Genomic DNA, 23593 nt, shown 5'->3' on the forward strand with positions numbered 1-23593 from the left:
TCCCTTGCAGCCTCTCACAGGGGGCTCTCTTAGGGCATGACCAGACAGACAAAAGGGCCTCAACGGCCCTTTTTCTTTACCTATATTCAGGGCCAGCATTCCGGTGCGATGCCCCGGTTTGATGTTCAGATGTGCTGATGTTCTGACGTGCTGGCCAGACCGGACGAAACCACCCCATGGCACCGGTCGAGATGTGTTCAAGCACAATCAGAGATCAGTGCGAGGAGAAATACTGCACGGCGATCGGCCCCAGCACAATCACGAAGATCGCGGGCAGGAAGAACAGGATCATCGGCACGGTCAGCTTTGGCGGCAGGGCGGCGGCTTTCTTCTCGGCTGCGGTCAGGCGGGCTGCCCGGTTCTCCTCGGCCATGGTGCGGATGGCGTCCCCGAGTGGAGTACCGTAGCGCTCGGCCTGAATGAGTGAGGTCATGACACCGCGCACCCCTTCGATACCGGTCCGTTCGGAGATGTTTTCATAGGCCATGCGGCGGTCCTGAAGATAGGACAGCTCGGCGGTCAGGATCGTCAATTCCTCTGCCAGCTCAACACTGGCGGAGCCGATTTCAGCGGCCACCTTCTGAAAACCGGTTTCCGCCGTCATGCCCGATTCCACGCAAATCAGCAAAAGGTCAAGCGCATCCGGCCAGGCTCTGATGATCGAGCCCTGCCGCTTTGAACGCTGATTTTGCAGATAGAGTAGCGGCGCGTAATAGCAGGCATAGGCGAACAGGACGCAGAAGAACAGATTGACCATAGCCGGATAGTCGGGCTTGATCACGACAAAGACATAGAAGAGCGACACCGCAAGCCCCACGATCGGACCGACTATGCGGGCAAAAGTATAGGTCATCAGGTGCTTTTCGAGGCGAAAGCCTGCCTGTTTGAGCTTCGCCCGGCTTTCCTTGTCGGTAAAGGCATCGCGCATCTTGAAGCGATCAACAATACTGATGATCAGCTCCTTGGGCTCCTGACGCAGAGAAACACGGCCACCATTCTTGCCCCCCTGATTGAGTATGGCGCGTTCGCGCTTGCGGATCCGTTCCCGCTCGCTGGCGACTTCCTTCATGCGATCGCCGAGACGATCCTTTTCAAGGAAAGGCATCGCCACAGCCAGAATCGAGGCCACCACGGCAATGGCCGTCAACAACGCGAACATGTCCTGTAGCTCAAAGCCTGCCATTTGTTTCCCTAGCCCTTGTTGTTGCAATGCGGAGCAGAACTGCTCCTGTGCCGATGCCAGCCAGCATCAATCGGAGCCTTTCCCCCTACATGTCGAAACTGATCATCTGGCGCATGACGAAGATGCCGATCCCCATCCACACAAGCGTCGCCGAAAGCAGCATTTGCCCCATGGGTTCTTCGAACATCACGAGAATGAAGGTTTTCTGGGTCAGATAGAGCATGAAGGCGATCACGAAGGGCATGGCCCCGATGATCGCGGCGGAGGCCTTGGCCTCCATCGACATGGCACTTACCTTTTCCTTCATATGCGCCCTCGAGCGCAGAACGCGCGACAGGTTGCCCAGGGCTTCCGAGAGCGAGCCACCCGCCTGCGTCTGGATTGCAATGACGATGGCGAAGAAGTTCGTCTCCGGCAAGGGCACGCGCTGATGCAACCGCGGCACGACCTTCGAGAGAGGCAACCCCATGGCCTGCTCGTCGATCAGGCGCTTGAACTCGCTGCGCACGGGCTCGGCCGTTTCCGTTGCAGCAATTGCCAGACAATCCGCCAATGGAAGACCTGTCTTGATGCCGCGGACAATAACATCGACCGCATTGGGAAATTCCTTGATGAACTTCGCCATCCGCTTCTTGCGCTTGCGCGCCAACCAGAAATGCGGAACACCGAGAAGACCGACAAGACCGAGGCCAATGGCAACCAACATCGACATGCCACCGACAAGCCCGCCAAAGAAAAAGACAACCCCGGAAACCGCACTATAGAGCCAGAATTGCTTCGGCGTCATGCTGAGCCCGGCCTGTGTCAGTCGGGCCTTGAGGGACTGCTTCCTTTCCTTGCCCTTCTTCTGGGCATTCTCGATCTGCTTGAGGTTGGCCTCGATATCCTTGCGCCGATCCAGATTGCCTGCCTTGAGGCGTTTGTCTGCGATCTGGACCCGGCTCATGGCGACGGCCTGAATACGCTGGTCGCGATTGAAATTCTTGGACAGGCGCGGGTAGAAAAGCCCCCATGCGACGCCCAGCACGGCAAAAACGACCAGTACAAACAGCGCTATGGTGAAAACCAGATCATTGCCGATGAAGTCCATGCCTGCTCCCCGCTATGCAAAAGTGGCCGGTTCGACATTGGCTGCATCAAGCGCCGCTGCCAGATTGGTTTCTTCGTTGTAGTAACGAGCCCGTTCCCAGAATGCCGGCCGGCCAATGCCGGTGGACCGGTGAACGCCGAGGATCTTGCCCGAAGCGTCTTCACCCGTGATGTCATAGACAAACAGATCCTGGGTGGTGATGACATCGCCTTCCATACCCGTCACTTCCGTGATGTGGGTGATACGGCGCGAACCGTCGCGCAGGCGGCTGGCCTGAATGATCACATCCACCGATCCGACGATCATTTCGCGGATGGTCTTGGTGGGAAGGCTATAGCCGCCCATGGTGATCATGGCTTCCAGACGGGACAGGGCTTCACGCGGCGAGTTGGCGTGCAGCGTGCCCATCGAGCCGTCATGGCCGGTGTTCATGGCCTGCAAAAGGTCGAAAGCCTCAAAGCCACGCACCTCGCCGACGATGATCCGCTCGGGGCGCATACGCAGACAGTTACGGACCAGATCCGTCATGGTGATCTGACCTTCGCCCTCAAGGTTGGGCGGACGGGTTTCCAGGCGGACCACATGGGGCTGCTGCAGCTGCAGTTCGGCAGCGTCCTCACAGGTAACGATACGCTCGTCCCCTTCGATATAGTTGGTCAGGCAGTTGAGCAGCGTCGTCTTGCCCGAACCGGTACCACCCGAGATGACCACGTTGCAGCGGACCCGCCCGATGATCTTGAGGATCTGGGCACCTTCCGGCGAGATGGAACCAAACCGGACCAGCTGGTCCAGTGTCAGCTTGTCCTTCTTGAATTTACGAATGGTCAGGGTCGGGCCGTCGATGGCCAGCGGCGGCGCGATCACGTTGACACGGGACCCGTCGGGAAGACGCGCGTCGCAGATGGGGCTCGATTCATCAACGCGGCGGCCAACCTGCGAAACGATCCGCTGGCAGATATTCATCAACTGGGTATTGTCGCGGAAGCGGACGTTGGTCAGATAGACCTTGCCCTGAGTTTCAATATAGGTCTTCTCCGCCCCATTGACCATGATGTCGGCGATATCGTCACGGGCGAGAAGCGGCTCCAGCGGTCCGTAGCCAAGCACATCGTTGCAGATGTCATCAAGCAGGTCTTCCTGCTCGGCGATCGAGAGAACGATATTCTTGAGCGCAATGATCTCGGACACGATGTCGCGAATTTCCTCGCGGGCGGAATCAGCGTCAAGGCGCGCCATCTGCGCCAGATCAATGGTGTCGATCAAAGAGCCAAATACGGAGGTCTTGATATCGAAATACTGCTCTGAGCGGTTGGATGCAGCACCGTCGTCGATCGGCTGATAGTTCACCTCCACCGCCTGCTTGTAAGCGTCATCCTCTTTCTTGGGAGACGGCTTCGCAGACGCCGGCTTTGAAGGACCAGCCTTGGCCTTGCTCACTGGCGCCGGGATCTTGACGCTCTCTGTTCCACGTTTTCCGAACATCGTTTACCAACCAGATACTATTTCGATTTCTTCAGTTTTCCCAACAGCGGAGCGAAAAGAGACTTGCTTGCCTTGGGCGCTTCGGAGCGTCCGGTAATATCGGAGGCCAGCCGGTCGAACAACTCGATCAGCTTGCCGTTGGAGCCCAGTTCGCTGATCATCTGGCCATTGTTGGCCGCAAGGCCAAAGGTGGCCGGATCGAACGGCACCTCGACGAACACATCGCGTTCGAGAGCGGCAGCAAAATCCTTGGCCTTGATTTCGGGCCGCTTCTGCATGCCGGTCTGGTTGATGATGAGATGAGGCGGACGGTCGCCACGCCGCTCCTGATCAATCATGTCGAACAGATTCTTGACATTGCGCAGGTTGGCCAGATCCGGCACGGCCGTGATGACAATCTCGTCGGCGCCCAGCAGCAGATGCTTGCTCCAGTCCGTCCAGACATGGGGCAGATCGAGCACCGTATAGGGGGCACTGTTCTGCAGCAGATCAACCATCTGGCTGAAGAATTCGCCCTCATAATCGCACGTGTTGTCCAGCACCGCCGGAGCCGTCAAAAGGCTGAGCCGCTCGCCACAACGGGTCAGCAGGCGTTCCAGATACTGGTCGTCCAGCCGCTCCCCGGCCTTGATCGCGTCGGCGATCGTCTGTGGAGGGTCTTGATTGAAATCCAGTCCGGTGGTGCCAAAGGCAACATCGAAATCGGAGATGATCACATCCTGCTGGTTGCTCGTACTGATCGACCAGCCGATATTATGCGCCATGGTGGACGACCCGACACCACCTTTGGCGCCCATGAAGGCGATCGTCTTGCCCAGAGGCTCAGCACCCGGATTGGCGAAAAGATCACTCAGGGCCTGGATCAGTTCGATCTGCCCGACAGGCGCGACGATATATTCGGAGACACCCCGCCGCACGAGGTCGCGATACATCTGCACATCATTGACGTGACCGATCAGCACCACCTTGGTGCCCACATCGCAGACCTCGGCCAATCGGTCGAGATCTGAAACCAGTTCATCGTAGCTCTGATTGGCTTCCATCAGGATGAGGTTCGGCGTCGGCGTATCCGAGAAAAACTCGATAGCCGACTTGATGCCTCCGGAGACGGATTTCAAATGCACGCGCGCCAGACGTCTGTCATTGCCGATGGCGTCAAGAACCAGTTGGATTTGCGGCGTTTCGCAAAAGGCGGTGATGGAAACGCGCGGAAGTGGCCGGATGTCAGTCAATCCGTCGGTCAAACCATCAGACAGTTCCTGCTTGAAGGCCTGCAGTTCAAGGTCTTCTTCAAAACCAACAGCAGGGATCTGTTGCTCACTCATTTGTTGACCTCCGAGCTCGTACCGGAGTTTGATGCAAGATCTTCAGACCAGGTCGGATCGCCGTTGCGATAGCTTTCGGTCACGGACGACCGGCGCATGGCATCGCGAGCCTCCCAGCCGCGTGGCTGGATCAGGTCCTGAGGATTGGCAACGGCTACCGCGAGATTCTGCTGGGTGGTGCAGCCGAAGTCGAAGTTCTGCAGATTTTCATATCCATTTGTCAGCGTTTCCGGCTGGGTGCCACAAGCCAGCGTCTTTGCCTCGACCCGCGGGTAGGCCAGACGGATCGGCGCGTCGGTCGCAGCCGCTGCCGTGTAAGGGAACAGATCGATCTGCGCAGGCTTTACACCCTCACGCATCAAGCTGGTGCGGATTTCTCTCGCCATGTAGCTGGCGTTCATTTCATTGTTGGCCCCCGAGGGCACCATGACCTGCACCACGGCCGCCCGGTCGCGACGAAAATCGCGCGCGAAGGAGGCGATCGCCGATTGGGACGACGGGGTCAGTTTTTCGCTGTGCATGCCAACGGGAACATCAATCACCCGCGCGGACTGCTGCAGGGTGATCGGATGGCGCTGGCGATAGTCCTGCGAGACCGATCCGGTTATTTCCTTCTTGGACTCACAGCCCACCAGCACGAGGGCGCAAGCGGCCAGAGCCGCCCCCCTGAGCAGAAGCCCCGCCTTGCCATGTTGTCTTGTCTGATGCATTGGCTTGATCCGCGTCTGTTTAACCATTGCCCTGCCCTCACTCATAGCTGTAGCCAAAGCGGCCGTTGTATTTGATCCCGCGTCGACCGCCGCCCGACATGTCATAACGACGGGTCAGGGCACCAAGGAAAATGTCATTCATGTCCGATGAAGGCTGGACATTCTGGGTAGGCAACGCCGTCTTTGATTTGGCGACAGGCTTTACGATGTAAGGCGTTACGAAGAACACCAGTTCCGTCTGGTTGCGTTTGTAGTCGCGTGAACGGAACAGGGCACCAAGAACAGGCAGGTCCTTGAGATAGGGGAAACCGTCGATATTCTTGCGCACGTCGTCACGCAGCAGACCGGCCATGGCCATTGTGCCGCCGGAAGGCAGCTCCAGAGTGGTCGAGGACCGGCGGGTTCTCAGGCCCGGAACAGTAATCTGATAGTCGGCAGACCCAAGAGTGACGGTCTGATCGGACGAGATTTCGGAGACCTCGGACTTGATCTGCAGACTGATGCGGTTTTCCGATATGACAATGGGCCGGAAGGAAAGGGCAACGCCATAGGGCTTGTATTCAATCGAGATATTACCGTTCTCATATCCCGAAGGAATCGGATATTCACCACCGGCCAGAAAGTCGGCCTTCTCACCGGAGATCGCAGTGAGGTTCGGTTCGGCCAATGTCCGGACAAGTCCGTTTCGCTCCATGGCTTCCAGCGTTCCGGTAAAATTGTTTGACGTCCCCCCCAAGGTCATTTTGAGAGAGCTATCCGAAAGATTCTGCAAGGCGACAGAGAATGGATTGCTGATGGTTCCGGATGTCGAGAAGATGCCTCGCTGCAAGGACCCTCCAATGTTGATCCCCAACTGCTTGACCACCGAGCGCTCGACCTCTGCAACGGTCACACGGATCTGCACCTGCTCACCGGCCTGTACCGAGATGTAATTGTTGACTTTCTTGCGATCACCCACGTAGCTCGCAGCCAGATCCATGGCCCTTTCCGCATCTCCGGGCTTCTCGACCGTACCAGACAGGGCCACGCCCTCGCCAACCCCGTCAACACGGATGTCGGAGGATGGGATCATGCGGCGAAGAAGAGCGGCAAGAGAGGCATTGTCGCGCGCGACATTGACATCGAAGCTGGCGATCTGGTTGCCATCGCCGTCAAACAGAATGACGTTGGCCTGACCGATCTGCATGCCCAGCACATAGACTCTGCGCGGCGTCCGCACGACAGCGTCAGCGATTGTTGGGCTGGAAACCAGCACATCGCGGACATCACGCGGCGTCTCGATGACGACGGATTTGTTAAGCCCCACCTCGATGGCGCGCCCGTTGGCACTGGCGGCCTTGATGCTCATCTCAGAGCCGGCAAAGGCCTCGGATCCTGGAGCCACCAGAGCAACAGCCGTCAGACAGGCAATTGCAATTGCCCCGGCAACCGCGCTTCGCGCAAGGTGCTTTCCGCAACGCACAAAGGATCTGAGAGGTGTTCCGACCATTTTCCAGTCTTTCGAAACGCTGATCATTGCTTCACCGTCCTCTTCGTCATCGTGCCGGAGCGGACCAGAATGATCGTGCCGCTATTGGCGTCGGAAACCTCGGTATTGTCATCCGCATCCTCCAGCGAGCGCAGCACCAGCGAGATGCTTCCTTCGGCTTGCGCCGCAGTCAGCGTTTCCACCTGCTGGGGCAGAAGCTCCAGAGTGGCGGTTTCGCCGACGACGACCTTGACCCCGTCTTTTTCCTCGGTGGTCTGGTCGATGGCGAGAACGCGAACATTGGTCAGAATTGTTTCAGAGGAGACATTCTTGTTGCTCTGCTGGGTAAGGATCACGTCCACCTTGTCCTTGGGCAGAATGAACCCCCCGGCGCTGGTCGCTGCGGAAATGGGCGTAGCGGCTGCGCGATAACCTTTGGGCAGCACAGAAGACATCATGCCCTTGCCGCCAATTGCCAGCTTGCCCTCGTTGATCGGCTCACCTTCCAGAAAGGACCCACGCGCAACGGCGCCAACCAGTTTACTATCGGCATCGGGCCGGGCATCGCGGGTGATATAGCCCGGAGCCGTGCTCGCCTTGGGCCATTTGCGCCAGACGAACAGATCAGCCGTGAAACTTTCGCCCAGTGACACATTTCTGGATGCAGTCAGCACTTCGGTGAGATCAATTGTCTCGGCCGGTGCTGCGGGCTGAACTTCTACGATCTCTGTTTTGGTGCCGAGCGATTTGGCCAGAACCAGAGCGAACAGTCCTGCGACCAGTGCAACAACAATGACAGCAATACGCGCTAGTTTCATGTCCTGGTTCCCATGCGTTTCAGGCATCAAATGGTTTACGGGCGCAAAAGCGCTCGTGGCCAGTGTCCATCACTTATGGTTAACGACAGGTAAGCGTCTTTGCTTAATATGACCTTAATTTCGCAAAAAACGTCAGTCTCGCGCCCGCTATGCCGCTTTGGGCAGGCGTTGGTTAGCCGCATGGCAAGAGCCAGACAGCAAAACGCACGCCTTGATGACGTGCGCCTATCTTTGGAAGACATGATATCACGGGATACGCCCCGCCCGGCTCAAGCCAAAGCCGACACCGAACCCGGTTCAGGAGACCGCAAGCTTGATTCCGGCATCCATCCAGCCCGACATGGAATAGATCTGCAGTCCAGCCGCGCCGAGAGCAAGGCCATAAGGAATGCGCTTGACCGTATGCAGACGCATCACCCAATCCATCTTGACCATAAAGCCGGGCAGAAAGCGCGACCGCATCAGGATGAAGGCAATGGCCATGATGGCGCCATAGATCGAGGTAAGCGAGAAAAACAGGAGCATGAATTCCGGCCCCATCCAGACTGCGGCCACGGCTGCGAATTTGGCATCGCCGCCACCGATGCATTTGGACATCCAGAGCACATAGACAATGACAAACGTCAGAAGACCAACGCCCAGATGTCCAGCCGCATCTTCCCAGCTCATGCCAGCTCCATAAGCAAAGAGCGGGAATGCGGCAAGAAAGGTCAGCGCCAGCCGGTTGGAAATGCGCATGCTAAACAAATCGGAACTGGCAGCATAGGCAAACACAAGGGGAGCAAACAATATGAGGCCCCAGCCAAACAAGGTGTTCATCATATCTCGATCCTTCCCCTTTTCAATCGAATGAGGCTCTACCGCCCCTTCCTCATAGCCAAGCTGGCCCATTCCAAGCCACTTCCAGACACACGAATTGTCACTCAGAAAGGTTACCAAACCTTTGAATTATTTCATAAAATTCAAAAAAAAGGCCGCCTCTAGGACAGCCTTTCATTGCAAGATCGTTCATTCCTGAAAGACCATGAAACCCGCAATCAAACAACAGCTGCCTTAAGGGCTGCTTCGATACGGCCAAACAGGGCAACGATTTCACCCTTCAGAGTGGTTGCTGCAGTAACGATGCCCACACCGATCAGGCCAGCGAGAAGAGCGTATTCGATAGCGGTTGCACCGGATTCGTCTTTAAGAAAGTGAGAAAACTTTTTCATGATGGACTCCTAAATTCCACATTTTGACAGCTCAATGCTCTCGGGTCAGCGCTTTTCGCGATCTTGTTGTACCCTTCGAACAATGACACTTTTATCCAGCAAGTCTTTCCATCAAGTTAAATCCAAAGACAAAATGACCCTTAAGTCACATAGCTAAAAGTTTTGGTTAAAAAACTGCTACAAAATTTCCATCCAATATATAATATATATTCACAAAACGACTATTATAAATTTCAAAAATATAAAATATTTCTTAGAAATAAATGGATAACAATATATTAATACATAAATTCATTCCAACGACAGTCAATTTTCGTTATATATTCACCGATCGCAATAGCTCCAGTACTTTGCCACCCCGGTGCTCCATGCTTGCAAAAACCTGCCCTTAAGGCTTCCTTCACCATTTTTGTCCAGTCTATTGCAGTGATGCGGTGCCTTGAGAAAAGTCACGACACCCTGCCCATGGAGATGAAACATGAAATTCGCCAAAGCAGTCTATGCATTATTTGCAGTCGGCTTTTTTACAGTGGTTCATTCCGCTCTGGCAGAACAGTCCTATCCGATGATCGACGTCAAGCTCGACAGGGCCAAGGTCATGCGTGTTTCGCGGCCCGCCGCCATGGTTATCATCGGCAACCCGTCCATTGCGGATGCCACCATCAAGGACAGCCAAACCCTGATCATCACCGGCAAGCAATATGGAACGACCAATCTCATCGTTCTGGATTCTGCGGGCGAACCCATCGCCGATGAATTGCTCAGCGTGTCCTCGGCACTGGAAAGCACGGTTACTGTCTATAAGGGAGCAGATCGCGTTACCCTTCACTGCAATCCCGATTGTGAGCCGGTCTACAGGATTGGAGACAAGGCTGAAAGATTGAACGAACTGGCGCAATCAGTCAGTGTTTACAACAAGGGGGCTCAGGAGCAGCCGGTTTCACCGGAACTCAAATAGTCCGTTCGTGATTCATAGTTGGGGACTGATCGGCCCAAAGCTCGGCCCGTGGACTGGTGCCCGGTTTGAAGATGGGCCTGTGCCGATCTGGTTGGCAGCTATCTCACCTGGCCTGATCCGGCGCAATTAACCAGTTTCACCAATTATTCATAAAGGCTTTTCTGTCATTCTTTTGCGGAGCTTTAAAGGGATAGCCCGATTGCTCCCAGAGATCCATTGCCACGGTGCCATCAGCCTGTCCTTTTCGACCCCGGGTCGAGACGAGAGGGAGTAACCATGAAACCTTTCTCCGCAATCGCATCATGCAGACAGTGGCAGGCTTTGCGCGCCATTTCGCAAAAGCCTCGCAGCCCCTTCCTGCGTGACACAAGCGGCGCCACGGCCATTGAATTTGCCATGTTGGCACTTCCCTTTTTCGCCTTTCTCTATGCCTTGTTGGGTATCGGGTATATCTATATCACCTCGAACACGCTCGAGGACGGCGCCCAGATGGCAGGACGGCAGATCCGCATCGGGGAAGTCGATGCATCCGATATGACCAAGGACCAGTTCAAGAGCCTGATCTGTGATTCCGTGATTGTTCCCACACAGACATGCCTTGCGGACATAGTGGTGGATGTGACCAGTGATCCGGATATTTCCAACCTTGATACCAAGGCTCCGGTCACCAATGGTGTCCTCGACCCGACAAAAGAACAATATGACCCCGGGATTGGCGGCGACTATGTCATCGTCAAGGCCTATTTGCCCATGTCATCGATCAACAGCCTGTTTGCCTTGCTTGATGCCGCCAATGGGCCACAGTTTGTCATATCGGCGGTGATGGTCTTTCGCAGTGAACCTTATTCATAGGGCCTCCGCATATCAAAGTCCGAGCCGCTCCCTGAGCCCGTTTTCCGTATCACACAGGCAAGCAAGATGACCCTTCTTTCCACTTTACGCTCACATCTCGATCGCTTCCGCCGGGATGAGCACGGGGTAGTCTCGATTGAATTCATATTGGTTCTGCCGCTGATGGCTGTGCTGCTGCTCGGAACATGGGAACTGAACAATGCCCTTCTGACCAAACGGAAATCCTCCCATCTGGCCTCTACCATAGCCAATCTGGCAGCTCAGGATGACAATATCACCGCATCGGACTGGGATACATTTGGAGACATCGCCGACCGAATACTGTTCCCCTATGACGGGTTTACGCACCGTATCGGACTGATCGGGGTTCGGATCGACGGTGCGGGTCGGGTGAATCTTGAGTGTTCCTTCGGCACCGCCGTGATCGATCCGTCCTCCCTGCCCGATGGCCTCAAGATCGCCAACACCTTCTACGTCATGACTGCCAGCGAAGTGGACTATGAGGCCTTTACCAAGAATTCCAGCCTGTATGGCAGCAGTGGTGGCCTCATGGACATGACCTTCCGGGATACCGCAATCTTTGCCCCCCGCAATGCCGATGCCGTGAGCTGCAGATAGGGTCTACTGCAGGTTCAGTATGACTCAGCGTTTGGTGGCAATCTCGATCAACGGCTCGTAATCCTTCAACTCCACGCTTCTGAACCCACCATCATAACGCCGCTCAACCGCGTCGTAGGCGGCAGGATCAAGCTTGTTCATGTCCTTGAGAGCATTGATCAGCTCCGCCCGATCCTGCTTTGAGACCTCATTATGAATGACATGGGGGCCTGCCGGGATGGCAGGTGAATGCCAGATCGAGAGAAAATCCGGGTTCGTGGCCTCGTCCCTGCGGTCATTGCGGCTCTGATTGTGGCTTTGGACATAGGCTGAAATGGCCCCGTCGCTGGTGAACAGGGATTGGTTGTAGGGGGTGGTCGACCAGACCAGCGCGGCGTCCACCGTGCCATCCTCCAACAGGGCCAGAGCATCGCCCGGATTATCCCTGCCGACCAGCGACGCCAGATCCCGCTCGGGGTTGAGGCCGGACTTCTTCAGCTCATTCATCGCCATGTAGAAGGGTATTGCCCCATTCTTTGAGGAAAGTGCCATGGACCGGCCGGAGAGATCGGCCAGACTCTTGATGCCGCTTGCCCCGCGCACCACAAGCACCATGTAGACGCCATCAGGCGCTTCTCGCGAAACAGGGGCCACCATGGGGGTCAGGCAGCCGCAGGAAGCATAGGCCATGGAGAAAATGCTGGCAGGATAGATCGAGTAGTCGACCTGATGGCTGATATGGGCGGCCATCAGGGTGGTCATCGAGTTGAAGGCAATGACTTCCACCGGTCGCGACAGGCTATCCTGCATATAGGATCTGAAGGGCTCGATCTGCGCCTGCAGATAGCTGGCACCGCGTTCGGCAACAAGGCCGATGCGCAGGGGTGGCTTGTTGTCGAGAAGCTCGATCGTGTTGGCCGGGTCCGGTGCCGTCCGGTCGATGATTGAGCCGCTATCGGGCGGCGGGGTCGCATCGGTTGCAGGAAACTGCGATGGCAGGGCACTCCTTGTCGCATCATCCAGCGCTTCGAGCGCATGACGTTCCACCCCTTCCTGAGCCAGCAGGCCACCAGAGGGGACAAGCCCTGCTCCAGCAGTCAGAAGCATCGCCAGAAGTGCCTTCGTCAATTTGCCAGAAAGCCGCTGATATGCGCCACTTACGCCATGTGCGACCAAACAGCCAGAAACCGCCTTGAACATATAAATTTGGTATCCCCCAGCAAAGGATTGTGCGAATCATATAATGGACATCTTGGGATGTTACGCCACCCGGATCAAATCAATAACCTTGGCTATATTACACCTGATCGAATAGCGAGCCCCTCATGACAAAAAATCCATCGATTGTTGTTTTCGATATCGGCAATGTACTCATCCGTTGGGACATGCATTTTCTTTATGAGTCCTATTTCGCCAGCAAGGAAGAGATTGACCGCTTTACGGAAGAAACAGGCTTGCATGACTGGAACCTGCAACAGGATCTTGGCCGTGATTGGGCAGAAGCCATCGAAATGCTCGTCAAGGCGCATCCCAACTATGAAAAGGAAATCCGGGCCTATCGCAGTCGCTGGCACGACATGGTGCCCGGTGTCATCGCAGGCACCGTGCTGATCAAGGAACGGCTACAGGAAATGAATGTGCCGATCTACGCGATCACGAATTTCGCCGCTGACACCTTCCGGGAATGTCAGGAGCGGTTCCCCACCCTCAAGCAGTTCCGCGATATCGTGGTCTCAGCGGATGAAAAGATCGTCAAGCCGGATGCTGCCATTTTCCAGTGCCTGCTGGAACGCAACACTCTCGAGGCGTCCGATTGTCTGTTCATTGATGACAGTCTGCCCAATGTGGAAGCCGCACGCGCGGTGGGAATGTTTGCCCATCACTTCAAGAGCCCGTTCGGGCTTGCCGAAGACCTCCGGGCCCACGGCTTCGCAATCTGACCGCACGATCACAGGATCTGAGCCATGCCGGGCGTCTCAGCTTTCCAGCACGAGGCGCCCGCGCTCCATGCGGAAGGTCTTGAGCTTGCCAAGAAAGCCCATGCCGATGAGGGTCATGCCAAGGGCTCCTTTCGGGGCCACTATGACATCCAGATTCTTCACCTCGACCTGATCAATCCGGATGGAGCGGATGCGCGTGCGGGCATACCGGACTGTGCCGTTGGCTGTCTGGACACCAAACCGGAAATCCTGTCTGTCCAGCCGCAGGCCCAGCCTTTTTGCGTCCTCATAGGTCAGTGCCACCATGGTAGCGCCGGTGTCGATCACTGCCCTGACGACCTTGTTGTTGATATGGGCCTTGGCGAAGAAATGCCCGCCGGGACCGGATTTCAGCACGGCACGGCGCACGCCGTTGTAGTTGGCATGGGTTGGAGTGGCAGTCCGGGTGTTGCCTTCGGTGGATTGAGCGCTGAGCAGGGTTCCTTCATTGCTGCGCACCATATAGCCGCGGGCGACGAGCCAATCGGTTGCCATGCCGGGCAGCATGGTGAAGGCGACGACAGCCGCCAGAGCGATGAGAATGAGGCGTGCCATGCATCAGGTCTCCGGTTGTCCAGACCTCATCATTGATGCCGCCGATTGCCCTACCTCCGGTTAAGAAGAGGGCCCGTGCACGCTTTTTTCAGCACCAATGGTAAACAAGGCCTGAAGACAGGCCTTGCTATCGTCGTCTCAGAACCGGGGCAAAACCCCAGCGGTAGCTACTTCGTGCCATACATGCGGTCGCCGGCATCGCCGAGACCTGGCAGGATGTAGTTCTTCTCGTTCAGCTTCTTGTCGATGGCAGCGGTGATCACCGGCACGTCAGGATGGGCGGTCGTGAAGGCCTTGATGCCTTCCGGTGCGGCCAAAAGGGAAACGAAGCGGATATTCTGAGCGCCGCGTTCCTTGAGCTTGTTGATGGCCAGAACGGCCGAATTGGCGGTGGCCAGCATCGGGTCGACAGCAATGACCAGACGATCTTCCAGATCGTCCGGAGCCTTGAAGTAATATTCGACGGCCTCGAAGGTCACCGGGTCGCGATAGAGGCCGACATGAGCCACGCGGGCGGACGGCACCAGATCAAGCATCCCTTCCAGCAGGCCGTTGCCTGCGCGCAGGATCGAGGCAAACACCAGTTTCTTGCCAGCAAGGGTCGGCGCTCTCATTTCCATGAGGGGCGTTTCGATCAGCTTGCTGGTCATTTCCAGTTCGCGCGTTGCTTCATAGCACAACAGATGGGAAATCTCCCGCAGCAACTGACGAAATGACGCGGTGGACGTGTCCTTGTCGCGCATGATGGTGAGCTTGTGCTGGACAAGCGGATGATCGACGACTGTTACCTGCTGCATGGCCCGATTCCTTTGTTCTATGGTGCAATTTCGCCTCTTTTAGCCCAAGCAGCGCGCAGAGGGCAAGCAAAGGGCCAAAAGCATGCGGATTGATGAACCGGTTTCTGGGCATAATCCTAACAGATCCACCTTTTGGGGCTGGGCTCGCGGGCCATGCCCTGCGGGTGGGCGACCCGGTCAGCTGCGGTCAAGACGGTCCAGCAGCTGCGCTCTTGTTGCCTCGTCCAGAAAGGCCGCTTCCAGCGACCGACGGGTAAAGCCTTTCATGGTTTCCCGGTCCCAGCCGTTCGTTGCCGCCATCGCGTCGTATTCCTTGCCGACCGAAGTGGAGAAGAAGGGCGGATCATCCGACGACAGGGTCGTCAGCACACCGGCCTCGATCAAGATTGGCAGCGGATGCTCGGCAAGGGTCGGATAGAGGCCGAGCGCCACGTTGGAATGGGGGCAGACTTCCAGCACGATGGCCTCATCGACCAGCCGGCGGACAAGATCCGGATCCTCGACCGAACGCACGCCATGGCCAATGCGGGTCACCGGCAGATGATCCAGCGCATCAATCACGCTCAACGGATTGCCGAACTCTCCGGCATGGGTTGTGCAGGCAAGCCCGGCGTCGTGGGCAATCCTGAAGGCCGGGGCAAACGCCCGCTGGCTGTAGAGGCGTTCGTCGCCGCCCATGCCGAAACCGGTAACCAACGGATGCGGCCGGGCTGCCACGCGCCTTGCCACGTCGATGGCGGCTTCAGGCCCCATGTGGCGCAGACAGGTGACGATGAAGCGAGCCTCAAGGGGGAAGCCCTGCGCACTGCTCTTGGCCTTTGCCCGCTCATAGCCTTCCGAAATGCCCTCAAGCAGATTGTCGTAGCTCATGCCCATCAGTGCGACATGATCGGGCGAGAGGAAAAACTCGGTATAGATGCAGCCCTCTTCAGCATTGCGCAGGAGATAGTCCTCAGTCAGATCGGCATAGTCTTCCGGCGTGCAGATGACCGCAGCCACCTTGTCGTAGCATTCGAGGAAATTGGTGAAATCGGACCAGATATAGGTGCCGTCATCGCGCATGAAGGCATCGAGATTCTTGCCATGGCGTTCGGCCAGACGGTGCACCAGTTCGGGGTGAGCCGCCCCTTCGATGTGGACATGAAGTTCGGCCTTCAGAAGGCTCTGGCCGGAAGCTGCGGGATTGGTGTTCTGCATTGCTTTTCTTGTTCAATTGCCTTGAGGCGCGTTGCTCTTCGGGGCATTTCGATGGTCAGCCTGCCATTGGCAGCGCCAGCCTCTGGCCGGGAAACCGCGGTCGCATTGGAGCCACTGGCCGCAGGCGTGCTTGCCCCTCAGGCGGGTCATGCGCGGCCCGAAGGTTGCAGCCATCGGCCAAAGGTCTCTTGCGGCCTGTTGCGGATCGTCCGGGCAGTTGGCTGCCGCTGGCAAAAGCGGCTTGCGATCCATGGCGCCTGCCTTAGGCCCGCCTGGTTCGCCGCCCGCATGAGCCTGCGTGGCGGCAAGAAGCGCAAGGAAGACCACGGCACGATAGGATAATTGCATAAGTCTGGTCATACTCCGTTTCTTCGGTCAGTCCTTGAGAAAGGAGGTTCCATGTTTTCCGGGCGCAAGGCCGAGGTGATCGGCGACCGTCTCGCCAATGTCGGCAAAGGTCAGGCGCTGACCGGCGTATCGCCCCTTGATGCCGGGCCCGAACATCAGAACGGGCACCTGCTCGCGGGTGTGGTCGGTGCCCTGCCAGGTGGGATCGCAGCCATGGTCAGCGGTGAGGATCACCAGATCACCGGGCTTTAGCACGGCTTCCAGTTCAGGGAGGCGGGCGTCGAAATATTCAAGCGCCGCAGCATAGCCCGGCACATCGCGCCGATGGCCGAAATGCATATCAAAATCGACGAGATTCGAGAAGACAAGATCGCCATCCTTTGCCTCGCCAATAGCCTTCAGCGTTTCATCGAAGATGGCCGGGTTACCAGTTGCCTTGATCTTTTTCGTCACGCCCTGAGCGGCGAAGATATCGGAGATCTTGCCAACGGCCAGCACCTGCCGACCGGCATCCTTGGCACGATCCAGCAGGGTCGGCTCCGGCGGCAAAACGGAATAGTCGTGGCGGTTGCCGGTGCGTTCGAAATCGGCGGGGGTTTCGCCAATGAATGGACGGGCGATGACACGGCCGATGTTGTAGGGGGCGACCAGATCGAAGGCGATCTCGCAAATCTCGTAGAGGCGATCCAGCCCGAAATGCTCTTCATGAGCGGCAATCTGATAGACAGAATCCGCACTGGTGTAGCAGATCGGCATGCCGGTGCGGATGCTCTCCTCCCCCAGTTCATTGATGATCACCGTGCCAGAGGCGTGCTTGTCACCAAGAATGCCCGGCAGACCGGTTTTCTCCAGGAAGGCCTTTGTCATTTCCGGCGGGAAGGTTGGCTGGGTATCGGGGAAATAACCCCAGTCGAACGGCACCGGCACCCCGGCAATCTCCCAGTGGCCCGAAGGCGTGTCCTTGCCGATCGAGACTTCCACCGCATTGGCGCAGAGGCCTTCCGGTTCGCCCGCATAGGCAAGATTGGCCGGGCGGTTGCCGGTTGCCTTTTCGGCGATCAGCCCCAGCCCCAGACGATCCATGTTCGGCAGTTTGAGTGGCCCTGATCTGAGGCCTCCCTTGTCGCCCTTGCCCGCTGCACAGGCAGCCGCGATATGGCCCAGCGTGTCCGAGCCCTTGTCTGATGTCGGCTTGCCAAACTTGTCGGCGTCCGGCGCATTGCCGATGCCGAAGGAGTCAAGAACGAGTAGAAATGCGCGTGCCATGGGGCACCCCCTTTATCTGAAAATTGTCTGCAAGGGAGCAACAGGTCTGGTCCCTGCCGCTCGACCCAGACGATTGGTCAATCGATCACTGATCGATGATGTCATAGATGGTCCTGCTCTGGGTGCCCGCCTCGCCGATGCGATAGGCGGCCCTGATACGGGCGGTTGCCCTGGTGACCTGATCGTCACTGTTGGCATAAACACGGGCGATCGGCGTGTTGCTGTCCACCGGCTGACCAAGCCCGGCCAGCCCGTCAAAGCCGACGGAATGATCAATTGGATCTGCTGCCCGGATGCGGCCACCGCCCAGTTCGACAACGGCGATGCCGACCTCGCGGGTGTCAATGGCCTCAACCAGACCCGCCTTTTCAGCATAGATATCGACCACCATCGGGGCCAGCTTGAGGTAGTCTTCCATATTCTCGATGCAATCGGTGGGGCCACCCAGAGCGGCAACCATTTCAGCGAATTTCTCGGCCGCCCTTCCTGACCGGAAGGCATCCTCGATCTTTTCGGTTCCCTCGTCACGGCTTGCAACGACGCCGCCGATCAGCAGCATTTCAGCGCACAGCGCAACGGTGATCTCCCAGTTGCGCGGATCGATGGCGTCGCCGGTCAGAAACTGCACCGCGTTTTTCATTTCGATGGCGTTGCCCGCCGCCGTGGCGAGCGGCTCGTTCATGTCGGTGATGAGGGCTGCGGTCTTCACACCCGCCCCATTGGCGACGGTCACAAGGCTTTTGGCCAGTTCGATGCTTTCCTGATGGGTTGGCATGAAGGCACCCGAGCCGGACTTGACGTCGAGCACCAGCCCCTGCAGGCCGGCGGCCAGCTTTTTGGACAGGATCGAGGCGGTGATGAGATGGATGCTCTCCACAGTCGCGGTAACATCGCGGATGCCATAGAAGCGCTTGTCGGCCGGGGCAAGGTCTGCTGTCTGGCCGATGACGGCGCAACCGACCTCCCTTGTCACCTTGCGGAACAGGGCGTTGTCTGGCTGGGTGATGTAGCCGGGAATGGAATCGAACTTGTCGAGTGTGCCGCCGGTGTGGCCAAGGCCACGCCCCGAGATCATCGGTACAAATGCCCCGCAGGCCGCCAGCGCCGGGGCCAGCATCAGCGAGGTATTGTCGCCGACACCGCCGGTCGAGTGCTTGTCGACGACCGGGCCATTGAGCTCAGACCAGTCCAGCACCGAGCCGGAATCGCGCATGGCCAGCGTCAGGGCAACCCGTTCATCCAGTTCCATGCCGCGAAAGAAGACGGCCATGGCCAGCGCCGAGATCTGCCCCTCGGTTACCGATCCATCGGTGATGCCCTTGACGAAGAACTGGATTTCCTCGGCACTCAGGGTGCCGCCGTCGCGTTTCTTGCGAATGATTTCCTGTGGCAGCATCAGTAACCCTCTCCGGCCTTTGCGGTTTCGCCCTTTATTTCCGCCAGCAGCGCGTCGAGCACGCCCGATGCGCCAAAGCGGAAGGTTTCAGGCGTCGCCCAATCCGAGCCCATGTATTTTGCGGCGATTGCCAGATAGGTCCCGGCATCGTCCAGCGTTCTTACACCACCGGCAGGCTTGAAGCCAACCGCTTTACCACTCTCGGCAATGGCTTCCATCATGATTTCCGCCGCCTCCGGTGTGGCATTGACGGCAACCTTGCCGGTCGAGGTCTTGATGAAATCCGCCCCGGCGTCAATCGCCATGTCGGCTGCCGCGCGGATCAGCGCAGGGTCCTTCAATTCGCCGGTTTCGAGAATGGTTTTGAGTTTCGTCGGAGCAGGAACTGCCGCCCTTACCCTCTCCACCATCGTCTCGGCAAAGCCGCGCCGCCCCTCCATGAAGGCATGATAGGGGATGACCAGATCGATCTCATCGGCTCCATCGGCAAGCGCCAGTTCGGTTTCTGCAAGGGTGACGAAAAGGTCTTCACCACCATGAGGGAAATTGACCACCGTGGCAACGCGGATCGTGGTGCCCTTGAGGCATTCCCTTGCCTTGGCAACAAAGCGCGGCCAGACGCAAACGGCGGCCGTGTTGCCATAAAAGGTCCGGGCGCGTTTGCACAGCGCCTCGATGGCGGCATCATCACAGGTATCGGTAAGGTCAGTCAGATCGAGCAGAGAGATGGCTTTTTGTGCCAGATTCTTGTTGTCCATTGTTTTTCTCTTTTTTTGAAGAATACCCGAAAAAGCAGCCACAGAAGGGAGGCTCCGAGCGAGCAGACAGAAAGCCCCCCTGCTCGGCGGTCAGTCCGCCATTGCCTTCAGATAGGCGCGGATCACCCCGATCAGCTTCTGTGCGCCGACCGGGCCCATTTCCTTGGTCTCTTCATGGGACAGTTCGTTGCCGGTCATGCCGGCACCAAAATTGGTAATCGTCGAAATGGCTGCAACCCGCAGCCCCATCCAGCGGGCGAGGATGACTTCCGGCACGGTGGACATACCGACAGCATCGGCTCCCAGAATGCGGGCAGCGCGGATTTCCGCCGGGGTTTCGAAATTGGGGCCGGAGAACCAGGCATAGACGCCGGATTTGAGGGCCACATCGGCAGCTTCAGCCGCCTTGGCAAGATCGGCCCGGATCGACGCATCATAGGCCTCGGTGAGGCCGACAAAGCGATCATCGCTCTCCACCCCGATCAGCGGCGACCGACCGGACCAGTTGATGTGATCATCGATCAGCATAAGCTCGCCGGGCGCAATGTCTTCGCGTAGCGACCCGGCTGCATTGGTCAACAGGACCTGGTCGCAGCCAAGCGCCTTGAGGGTTGCCAGCGGCTGTTTCATGACCGTTGCGTCGCCATGTTCATAATAGTGGGCCCGGCCAGCCAGAATGGCGACCTGAACGCCCATCAACGAGCCGACAACCAGTTCGGACGCATGGGACGAGACGGACGACACCGGAAAGCCCGGCAGGGACTGATAGGGAAAACGCTGGGCATTCTCTACCTCATCGGCCAGAGCCCCAAGGCCCGAGCCAAGCACCATTCCCACCCGGGCAGGGCCATCCACTTTGTCCAAAATCCGTTTGGCGGCATCCTTGGCGAGACCTGTAATGGTCATGAGCGCTTCTCCCTCTCAAGCGTATGGATCTTTTATCCTTATCGCCTTGTTATGGCGACTTTTTGTCAGTTTGGTGAGACCAGCCGGAGCGCTGTCTCTCGCAGGGCTCCGGTGTCTATCGATATTGATCGCTGGTCTTTTGCGACTCTAGCGATTTTCTTCCAGATCGAAGGCGGCGGGCAGCAGGGCTCCCAGAGTGAAGCTCTGCCTGATGCCGCCCAGATCGGCCGCATGCACAACGGTTTCCGGGCTGCCGAATTCCCGAATGCGCTGGCGGCAGCCACCACATGGGGTAATCGGCGGCGTGTGGTCGGCGATGACCACCAGTTCCTCAATGGCGCGGCTGTCGGCCACGTCGCTGCTCGCCATGATCATGGCAGAGATGGCCGAGGTTTCTGCACACCAGCCTTCCGGGTAGGAGGCGTTTTCGATGTTGCAGCCGGTGTGGATGGTGCCCGAACGCGTGCGCAGGGCGACCCCGACAGGAAAGCGCGAATAGGGCACATGGGCCTTCTTGCGCGCTTCAGTTGCCAGAGCCAGCAGCTTCAGCGTCTCTTCGGTCACAGCGATGGTGGTGGTGCTCATGGGCTGCTCCTAGCGTTCCTTGGTGTAAGGCACACCATCCGCCTTGGGCGGAATGGACTTGCCGATGAAGCCAGCCAGCAGGATGACCGTGAGAATATAGGGCAAGGCCTGCATGGCCTGCACCGGCACCTCACCGACAACCGGCAACGCGGTGCCCTGCATGCGGATAGCGACCGCATCAAGGAAGCCGAACAGGAAACAAGCGCCAAGGGCGTTAAGCGGCTTCCATTTGGCAAAGACCAGAGCGGCCAGCGCGATGAAGCCCTTACCTGCGGTCATGTCCTTGGAGAAGCCTGCCGACTGGGCAATCGAAAGATAGGCCCCGGCAAAGCCGCACAGGATGCCCGCGATGATCACAGCCCGGTAGCGCATCCAGGCAACCGAGATGCCTGCGGTGTCGACAGCGCCGGGGTTTTCCCCCACGGCCCTCAGACGCAGGCCGAAACGGGTGCGGTAAAGGATCCACCATGTCAGCGGAATGGCGATGAAGGCAGCATAGACCAGCAGGGAATGGCCCGAGATGATATCGGAATAGATCCGCCCGATGACCGGCACATTCCGCATGGGTTCAGCAAAGGGCAAGGTGATCTCGGTGAAGCGGGCGGTGTTGGGCAATTGCGGTGTCTTGCCGCCGCGTCCGAACCATGCCTGCCCGAGCAGCGCCGTCAGACCGCTGGCAACAAAGTTGATGGCAACGCCCGAGACGATCTGGTTGCCGCGCTGGGTGATGGAGGCATAGCCGTGCACCAGCGCCAGCCCGATGGAAACCAGAATGGCGGCCAAGAGGCCAAGCCATGCCGAGCCGGTAATCGCGGCAACGCAGCCCGCCGCAAAGGCACCGCCGAGCATCTTGCCTTCAAGGCCGATGTCGACCACGCCGGAGCGTTCGGAATAGAGCCCGGCAAGGCAGGCAAAGAGCAGCGGCACGGAAAGACGCACTGCGGAGTCTGTCGTCAGAATGAGTGTCTGCAGGAAATCCATGGTCAGCCTCCCCTACGCTTCCTGTCCGAGATCATCGGACCGGGATGTGAAGATCCGCACGAGAGCGGGCCGGAACATATGCTCCATGGCACCGGCAAACAGGATCACCAGACCCTGAATGGAAATGATCATGTCGCGGGTGATCTTGGGCATTTCAAACGCCAGCTCAGCACCGCCCTGATAGAGCATGCCGAACAGGATCGAGGCCATGATGATACCCACCGGATGGGAGCGTCCCATCAATGCCACTGCGATACCGACGAAGCCATAGCCGGTGACATAGTCGAGCAGCAGACGGTTCTGGGCGCCCATGACCTCGTTGAGTGCCATGAGACCGGCAAGGCCACCGGAAATCATCATGGTGATGATGATGATCCGCGACAGGTTCATGCCCGCATAGACGGCTGCATCGGGGTTGGTGCCGAAGGTGCGGATGGCATAGCCAAGACGGGTACGCCAGATCAGCGCCCAGACGAAGACACAGGCCAGCAATGCCACCACGAAGGACAGGTTGAGCGGCGAGGACGCCATCTTGATACCGAACCAGCCAGCCACATCATGGATGAAGGGCAGTCGCCCACCTTCAAGGAAGGTGCGGCTTTCAGGCTGCATCGATCCGGGCTGTTTGAAGACCTCCACCAGAAGGTAGGCCATCAGCGAATAGGAGATGAAGTTGAACATGATCGTCGTGATCACGATGTGACTGCCGCGCTTGGCCTGCAGATAGGCTGGAATGGCCGCCCAGGCGGCACCGAACAGCACCGCGCCAAGCAGCGCGAAGGGGAAGGTCACATACCATGGCACATAGTGATCGAGGGCCAGACAGGCAAGCGTGACGCCAAGACCGCCGACATAGGCCTGTCCCTCGCCACCAATGTTGAACATGCCCGCATGGGCCGCCACCGCAACGGCAAGGCCGGTGAAAATGAAGTTGGTGGTGTAGTAGAGCGTGAAGCCCACACCCTCGCTATAGCCAAGCGATCCCTGCACCAGCCAGTAGACGGCCTCAAGCGGGTTCTCGCCGATCAGCAGCACCACCAGACCGGAGACCAGCAGGGCCGCCGTCAGATTGAGCAGCGGGATCAGGCCATAGTCGACCCAGCGGGGCAATTTTGCATTCTGTGCACTCAT

General features: G+C 57.9%; 25 protein-coding genes. 4 read left to right on the plus strand and 21 right to left on the minus strand.

Going from position 1 to position 23593, the window contains the following annotated elements; all coding sequences use genetic code 11:
- Positions 1-214: 214 nt before the first annotated feature.
- The 9 genes from DSL70_RS07315 to DSL70_RS07355 all read right to left on the minus strand — a co-directional run bounded on the left by DSL70_RS07315 (position 215) and on the right by DSL70_RS07355 (position 9290).
- Complete coding sequence (locus DSL70_RS07315; RefSeq protein ID WP_119307202.1) at positions 215-1183, minus strand: type II secretion system F family protein; 969 nt, start codon at positions 1181-1183, stop codon at positions 215-217.
- Positions 1184-1268: 85 nt separating this feature from the next.
- Positions 1269-2273 carry a type II secretion system F family protein gene (locus DSL70_RS07320; protein ID WP_119307203.1) on the minus strand — a complete coding sequence of 335 codons (1005 nt, stop codon included), beginning with the start codon at positions 2271-2273 and terminating at the stop codon, positions 1269-1271.
- Between the two features lie 12 nt (positions 2274-2285).
- Complete coding sequence (locus DSL70_RS07325) at positions 2286-3755, minus strand: TadA family conjugal transfer-associated ATPase (protein WP_119307204.1); 1470 nt, start codon at positions 3753-3755, stop codon at positions 2286-2288.
- A 17-nt stretch (positions 3756-3772) separates the two neighbouring features.
- Positions 3773-5080 carry a CpaE/TadZ family protein gene (locus DSL70_RS07330; RefSeq protein ID WP_119307205.1) on the minus strand — a complete coding sequence of 436 codons (1308 nt, stop codon included), beginning with the start codon at positions 5078-5080 and terminating at the stop codon, positions 3773-3775.
- Positions 5077-5817 carry a CpaD family pilus assembly protein gene (locus DSL70_RS07335; RefSeq protein WP_162916429.1) on the minus strand — a complete coding sequence of 247 codons (741 nt, stop codon included), beginning with the start codon at positions 5815-5817 and terminating at the stop codon, positions 5077-5079. Before DSL70_RS07335 ends, DSL70_RS07330 begins: the two co-directional genes overlap by 4 nt.
- 10 nt (positions 5818-5827) lie before the next feature.
- Positions 5828-7306: a type II and III secretion system protein family protein gene (locus DSL70_RS07340; protein WP_119307207.1), complete on the minus strand. Its 1479-nt coding sequence runs from the start codon at positions 7304-7306 to the stop codon at positions 5828-5830.
- Positions 7303-8076: a Flp pilus assembly protein CpaB gene (gene cpaB / locus DSL70_RS07345; RefSeq protein WP_162916430.1), complete on the minus strand. Its 774-nt coding sequence runs from the start codon at positions 8074-8076 to the stop codon at positions 7303-7305. Before cpaB ends, DSL70_RS07340 begins: the two co-directional genes overlap by 4 nt.
- A gap of 297 nt (positions 8077-8373) precedes the next feature.
- Positions 8374-8898, minus strand: a complete 525-nt coding sequence (locus DSL70_RS07350; protein ID WP_162916431.1) for an A24 family peptidase — start codon at positions 8896-8898, stop codon at positions 8374-8376.
- Between the two features lie 215 nt (positions 8899-9113).
- On the minus strand, positions 9114-9290 hold the full coding sequence (locus DSL70_RS07355) for a Flp family type IVb pilin (RefSeq protein ID WP_119307210.1): 177 nt from the start codon (positions 9288-9290) through the stop codon (positions 9114-9116).
- Positions 9291-9765: 475 nt separating this feature from the next.
- On the opposite strand from DSL70_RS07355, the gene DSL70_RS07360 reads away from it, so the two are divergent.
- The 3 genes from DSL70_RS07360 (at position 9766) to DSL70_RS07370 (ending at position 11715) form a co-directional block, all read left to right on the plus strand.
- Complete coding sequence (locus DSL70_RS07360) at positions 9766-10245, plus strand: pilus assembly protein N-terminal domain-containing protein (RefSeq protein ID WP_119307211.1); 480 nt, start codon at positions 9766-9768, stop codon at positions 10243-10245.
- Positions 10246-10521: 276 nt separating this feature from the next.
- On the plus strand, positions 10522-11097 hold the full coding sequence (locus DSL70_RS07365) for a TadE/TadG family type IV pilus assembly protein (protein ID WP_119307212.1): 576 nt from the start codon (positions 10522-10524) through the stop codon (positions 11095-11097).
- A gap of 66 nt (positions 11098-11163) precedes the next feature.
- Positions 11164-11715, plus strand: a complete 552-nt coding sequence (locus DSL70_RS07370) for a TadE/TadG family type IV pilus assembly protein (protein WP_119307213.1) — start codon at positions 11164-11166, stop codon at positions 11713-11715.
- 24 nt (positions 11716-11739) lie between these two features.
- Here the strand turns inward: DSL70_RS07370 and DSL70_RS07375 are convergent, their stop codons facing one another.
- Positions 11740-12801 (minus strand): phosphate/phosphite/phosphonate ABC transporter substrate-binding protein, encoded by a 1062-nt coding sequence (locus DSL70_RS07375; protein ID WP_162916432.1) that lies wholly within the window; start codon positions 12799-12801, stop codon positions 11740-11742.
- A gap of 218 nt (positions 12802-13019) precedes the next feature.
- On the opposite strand from DSL70_RS07375, the gene DSL70_RS07380 reads away from it, so the two are divergent.
- Positions 13020-13634, plus strand: a complete 615-nt coding sequence (locus DSL70_RS07380; RefSeq protein ID WP_119307215.1) for an HAD family hydrolase — start codon at positions 13020-13022, stop codon at positions 13632-13634.
- A 36-nt stretch (positions 13635-13670) separates the two neighbouring features.
- Here DSL70_RS07380 and DSL70_RS07385 read toward each other — a convergent pair whose 3' ends face one another.
- From DSL70_RS07385 to DSL70_RS07435, 11 genes are all read right to left on the minus strand, one after another.
- Complete coding sequence (locus DSL70_RS07385; protein WP_119307216.1) at positions 13671-14228, minus strand: retropepsin-like aspartic protease family protein; 558 nt, start codon at positions 14226-14228, stop codon at positions 13671-13673.
- A 167-nt stretch (positions 14229-14395) separates the two neighbouring features.
- Positions 14396-15025: a uracil phosphoribosyltransferase gene (upp, locus tag DSL70_RS07390; protein ID WP_119307217.1), complete on the minus strand. Its 630-nt coding sequence runs from the start codon at positions 15023-15025 to the stop codon at positions 14396-14398.
- A 177-nt stretch (positions 15026-15202) separates the two neighbouring features.
- Positions 15203-16222: an adenosine deaminase gene (gene add / locus DSL70_RS07395; protein WP_119307218.1), complete on the minus strand. Its 1020-nt coding sequence runs from the start codon at positions 16220-16222 to the stop codon at positions 15203-15205.
- A 12-nt stretch (positions 16223-16234) separates the two neighbouring features.
- Positions 16235-16582 carry a hypothetical protein gene (locus DSL70_RS07400; protein WP_162916433.1) on the minus strand — a complete coding sequence of 116 codons (348 nt, stop codon included), beginning with the start codon at positions 16580-16582 and terminating at the stop codon, positions 16235-16237.
- A 15-nt stretch (positions 16583-16597) separates the two neighbouring features.
- Entirely contained in the window at positions 16598-17836 is a 1239-nt protein-coding gene (locus DSL70_RS07405) for a phosphopentomutase (protein ID WP_119307220.1), read from the minus strand.
- Positions 17837-17921: 85 nt separating this feature from the next.
- Complete coding sequence (gene deoA / locus DSL70_RS07410; protein WP_119307221.1) at positions 17922-19232, minus strand: thymidine phosphorylase; 1311 nt, start codon at positions 19230-19232, stop codon at positions 17922-17924.
- On the minus strand, positions 19232-19990 hold the full coding sequence (gene deoC / locus DSL70_RS07415) for a deoxyribose-phosphate aldolase (RefSeq protein WP_119307222.1): 759 nt from the start codon (positions 19988-19990) through the stop codon (positions 19232-19234). Before deoC ends, deoA begins: the two co-directional genes overlap by 1 nt.
- A 90-nt stretch (positions 19991-20080) precedes the next feature.
- Positions 20081-20890: a purine-nucleoside phosphorylase gene (locus DSL70_RS07420; protein WP_119307333.1), complete on the minus strand. Its 810-nt coding sequence runs from the start codon at positions 20888-20890 to the stop codon at positions 20081-20083.
- 153 nt (positions 20891-21043) lie between these two features.
- Positions 21044-21481, minus strand: coding sequence for a cytidine deaminase (gene cdd, locus DSL70_RS07425; RefSeq protein ID WP_119307223.1), 438 nt, complete (start codon positions 21479-21481; stop codon positions 21044-21046).
- 9 nt (positions 21482-21490) lie between these two features.
- Positions 21491-22462 carry an ABC transporter permease gene (locus DSL70_RS07430; RefSeq protein ID WP_119307224.1) on the minus strand — a complete coding sequence of 324 codons (972 nt, stop codon included), beginning with the start codon at positions 22460-22462 and terminating at the stop codon, positions 21491-21493.
- 12 nt (positions 22463-22474) lie between these two features.
- A complete protein-coding gene (locus tag DSL70_RS07435) occupies positions 22475-23593 on the minus strand; it encodes an ABC transporter permease (protein WP_119307225.1) in 1119 nt (372 codons plus the stop codon).

Source organism: Cohaesibacter haloalkalitolerans, from assembly GCF_003574655.1.
Taxonomy (GTDB): Bacteria; Pseudomonadota; Alphaproteobacteria; order Rhizobiales; family Cohaesibacteraceae; genus Cohaesibacter; species Cohaesibacter haloalkalitolerans.

What these genes read in the sequence shown, in the direction of transcription:
- DSL70_RS07385 (WP_119307216.1), bottom strand. Translation starts at nt 14,228, where the DNA reads ATGGCACGCCTCATTCTCATCGCTCTGGCGGCTGTCGTCGCCTTCACC.
- DSL70_RS07375 (WP_162916432.1), bottom strand. Translation starts at nt 12,801, where the DNA reads ATGCTTCTGACTGCTGGAGCAGGGCTTGTCCCCTCTGGTGGCCTGCTG.
- DSL70_RS07330 (WP_119307205.1), bottom strand. Translation starts at nt 5,080, where the DNA reads ATGAGTGAGCAACAGATCCCTGCTGTTGGTTTTGAAGAAGACCTTGAA.
- cpaB (WP_162916430.1), bottom strand. Translation starts at nt 8,076, where the DNA reads ATGAAACTAGCGCGTATTGCTGTCATTGTTGTTGCACTGGTCGCAGGA.
- DSL70_RS07380 (WP_119307215.1), top strand. Translation starts at nt 13,020, where the DNA reads ATGACAAAAAATCCATCGATTGTTGTTTTCGATATCGGCAATGTACTC.
- upp (WP_119307217.1), bottom strand. Translation starts at nt 15,025, where the DNA reads ATGCAGCAGGTAACAGTCGTCGATCATCCGCTTGTCCAGCACAAGCTC.
- DSL70_RS07430 (WP_119307224.1), bottom strand. Translation starts at nt 22,462, where the DNA reads ATGGATTTCCTGCAGACACTCATTCTGACGACAGACTCCGCAGTGCGT.
- deoA (WP_119307221.1), bottom strand. Translation starts at nt 19,232, where the DNA reads ATGCTGCCACAGGAAATCATTCGCAAGAAACGCGACGGCGGCACCCTG.
- add (WP_119307218.1), bottom strand. Translation starts at nt 16,222, where the DNA reads ATGCAGAACACCAATCCCGCAGCTTCCGGCCAGAGCCTTCTGAAGGCC.
- DSL70_RS07340 (WP_119307207.1), bottom strand. Translation starts at nt 7,306, where the DNA reads ATGATCAGCGTTTCGAAAGACTGGAAAATGGTCGGAACACCTCTCAGA.
- DSL70_RS07370 (WP_119307213.1), top strand. Translation starts at nt 11,164, where the DNA reads ATGACCCTTCTTTCCACTTTACGCTCACATCTCGATCGCTTCCGCCGG.
- DSL70_RS07360 (WP_119307211.1), top strand. Translation starts at nt 9,766, where the DNA reads ATGAAATTCGCCAAAGCAGTCTATGCATTATTTGCAGTCGGCTTTTTT.
- DSL70_RS07365 (WP_119307212.1), top strand. Translation starts at nt 10,522, where the DNA reads ATGAAACCTTTCTCCGCAATCGCATCATGCAGACAGTGGCAGGCTTTG.
- DSL70_RS07350 (WP_162916431.1), bottom strand. Translation starts at nt 8,898, where the DNA reads ATGATGAACACCTTGTTTGGCTGGGGCCTCATATTGTTTGCTCCCCTT.
- cdd (WP_119307223.1), bottom strand. Translation starts at nt 21,481, where the DNA reads ATGAGCACCACCACCATCGCTGTGACCGAAGAGACGCTGAAGCTGCTG.
- deoC (WP_119307222.1), bottom strand. Translation starts at nt 19,990, where the DNA reads ATGGACAACAAGAATCTGGCACAAAAAGCCATCTCTCTGCTCGATCTG.
- DSL70_RS07325 (WP_119307204.1), bottom strand. Translation starts at nt 3,755, where the DNA reads ATGTTCGGAAAACGTGGAACAGAGAGCGTCAAGATCCCGGCGCCAGTG.
- DSL70_RS07405 (WP_119307220.1), bottom strand. Translation starts at nt 17,836, where the DNA reads ATGGCACGCGCATTTCTACTCGTTCTTGACTCCTTCGGCATCGGCAAT.
- DSL70_RS07435 (WP_119307225.1), bottom strand. Translation starts at nt 23,593, where the DNA reads ATGAGTGCACAGAATGCAAAATTGCCCCGCTGGGTCGACTATGGCCTG.
- DSL70_RS07315 (WP_119307202.1), bottom strand. Translation starts at nt 1,183, where the DNA reads ATGGCAGGCTTTGAGCTACAGGACATGTTCGCGTTGTTGACGGCCATT.
- DSL70_RS07320 (WP_119307203.1), bottom strand. Translation starts at nt 2,273, where the DNA reads ATGGACTTCATCGGCAATGATCTGGTTTTCACCATAGCGCTGTTTGTA.
- DSL70_RS07335 (WP_162916429.1), bottom strand. Translation starts at nt 5,817, where the DNA reads ATGGTTAAACAGACGCGGATCAAGCCAATGCATCAGACAAGACAACAT.
- DSL70_RS07400 (WP_162916433.1), bottom strand. Translation starts at nt 16,582, where the DNA reads ATGACCAGACTTATGCAATTATCCTATCGTGCCGTGGTCTTCCTTGCG.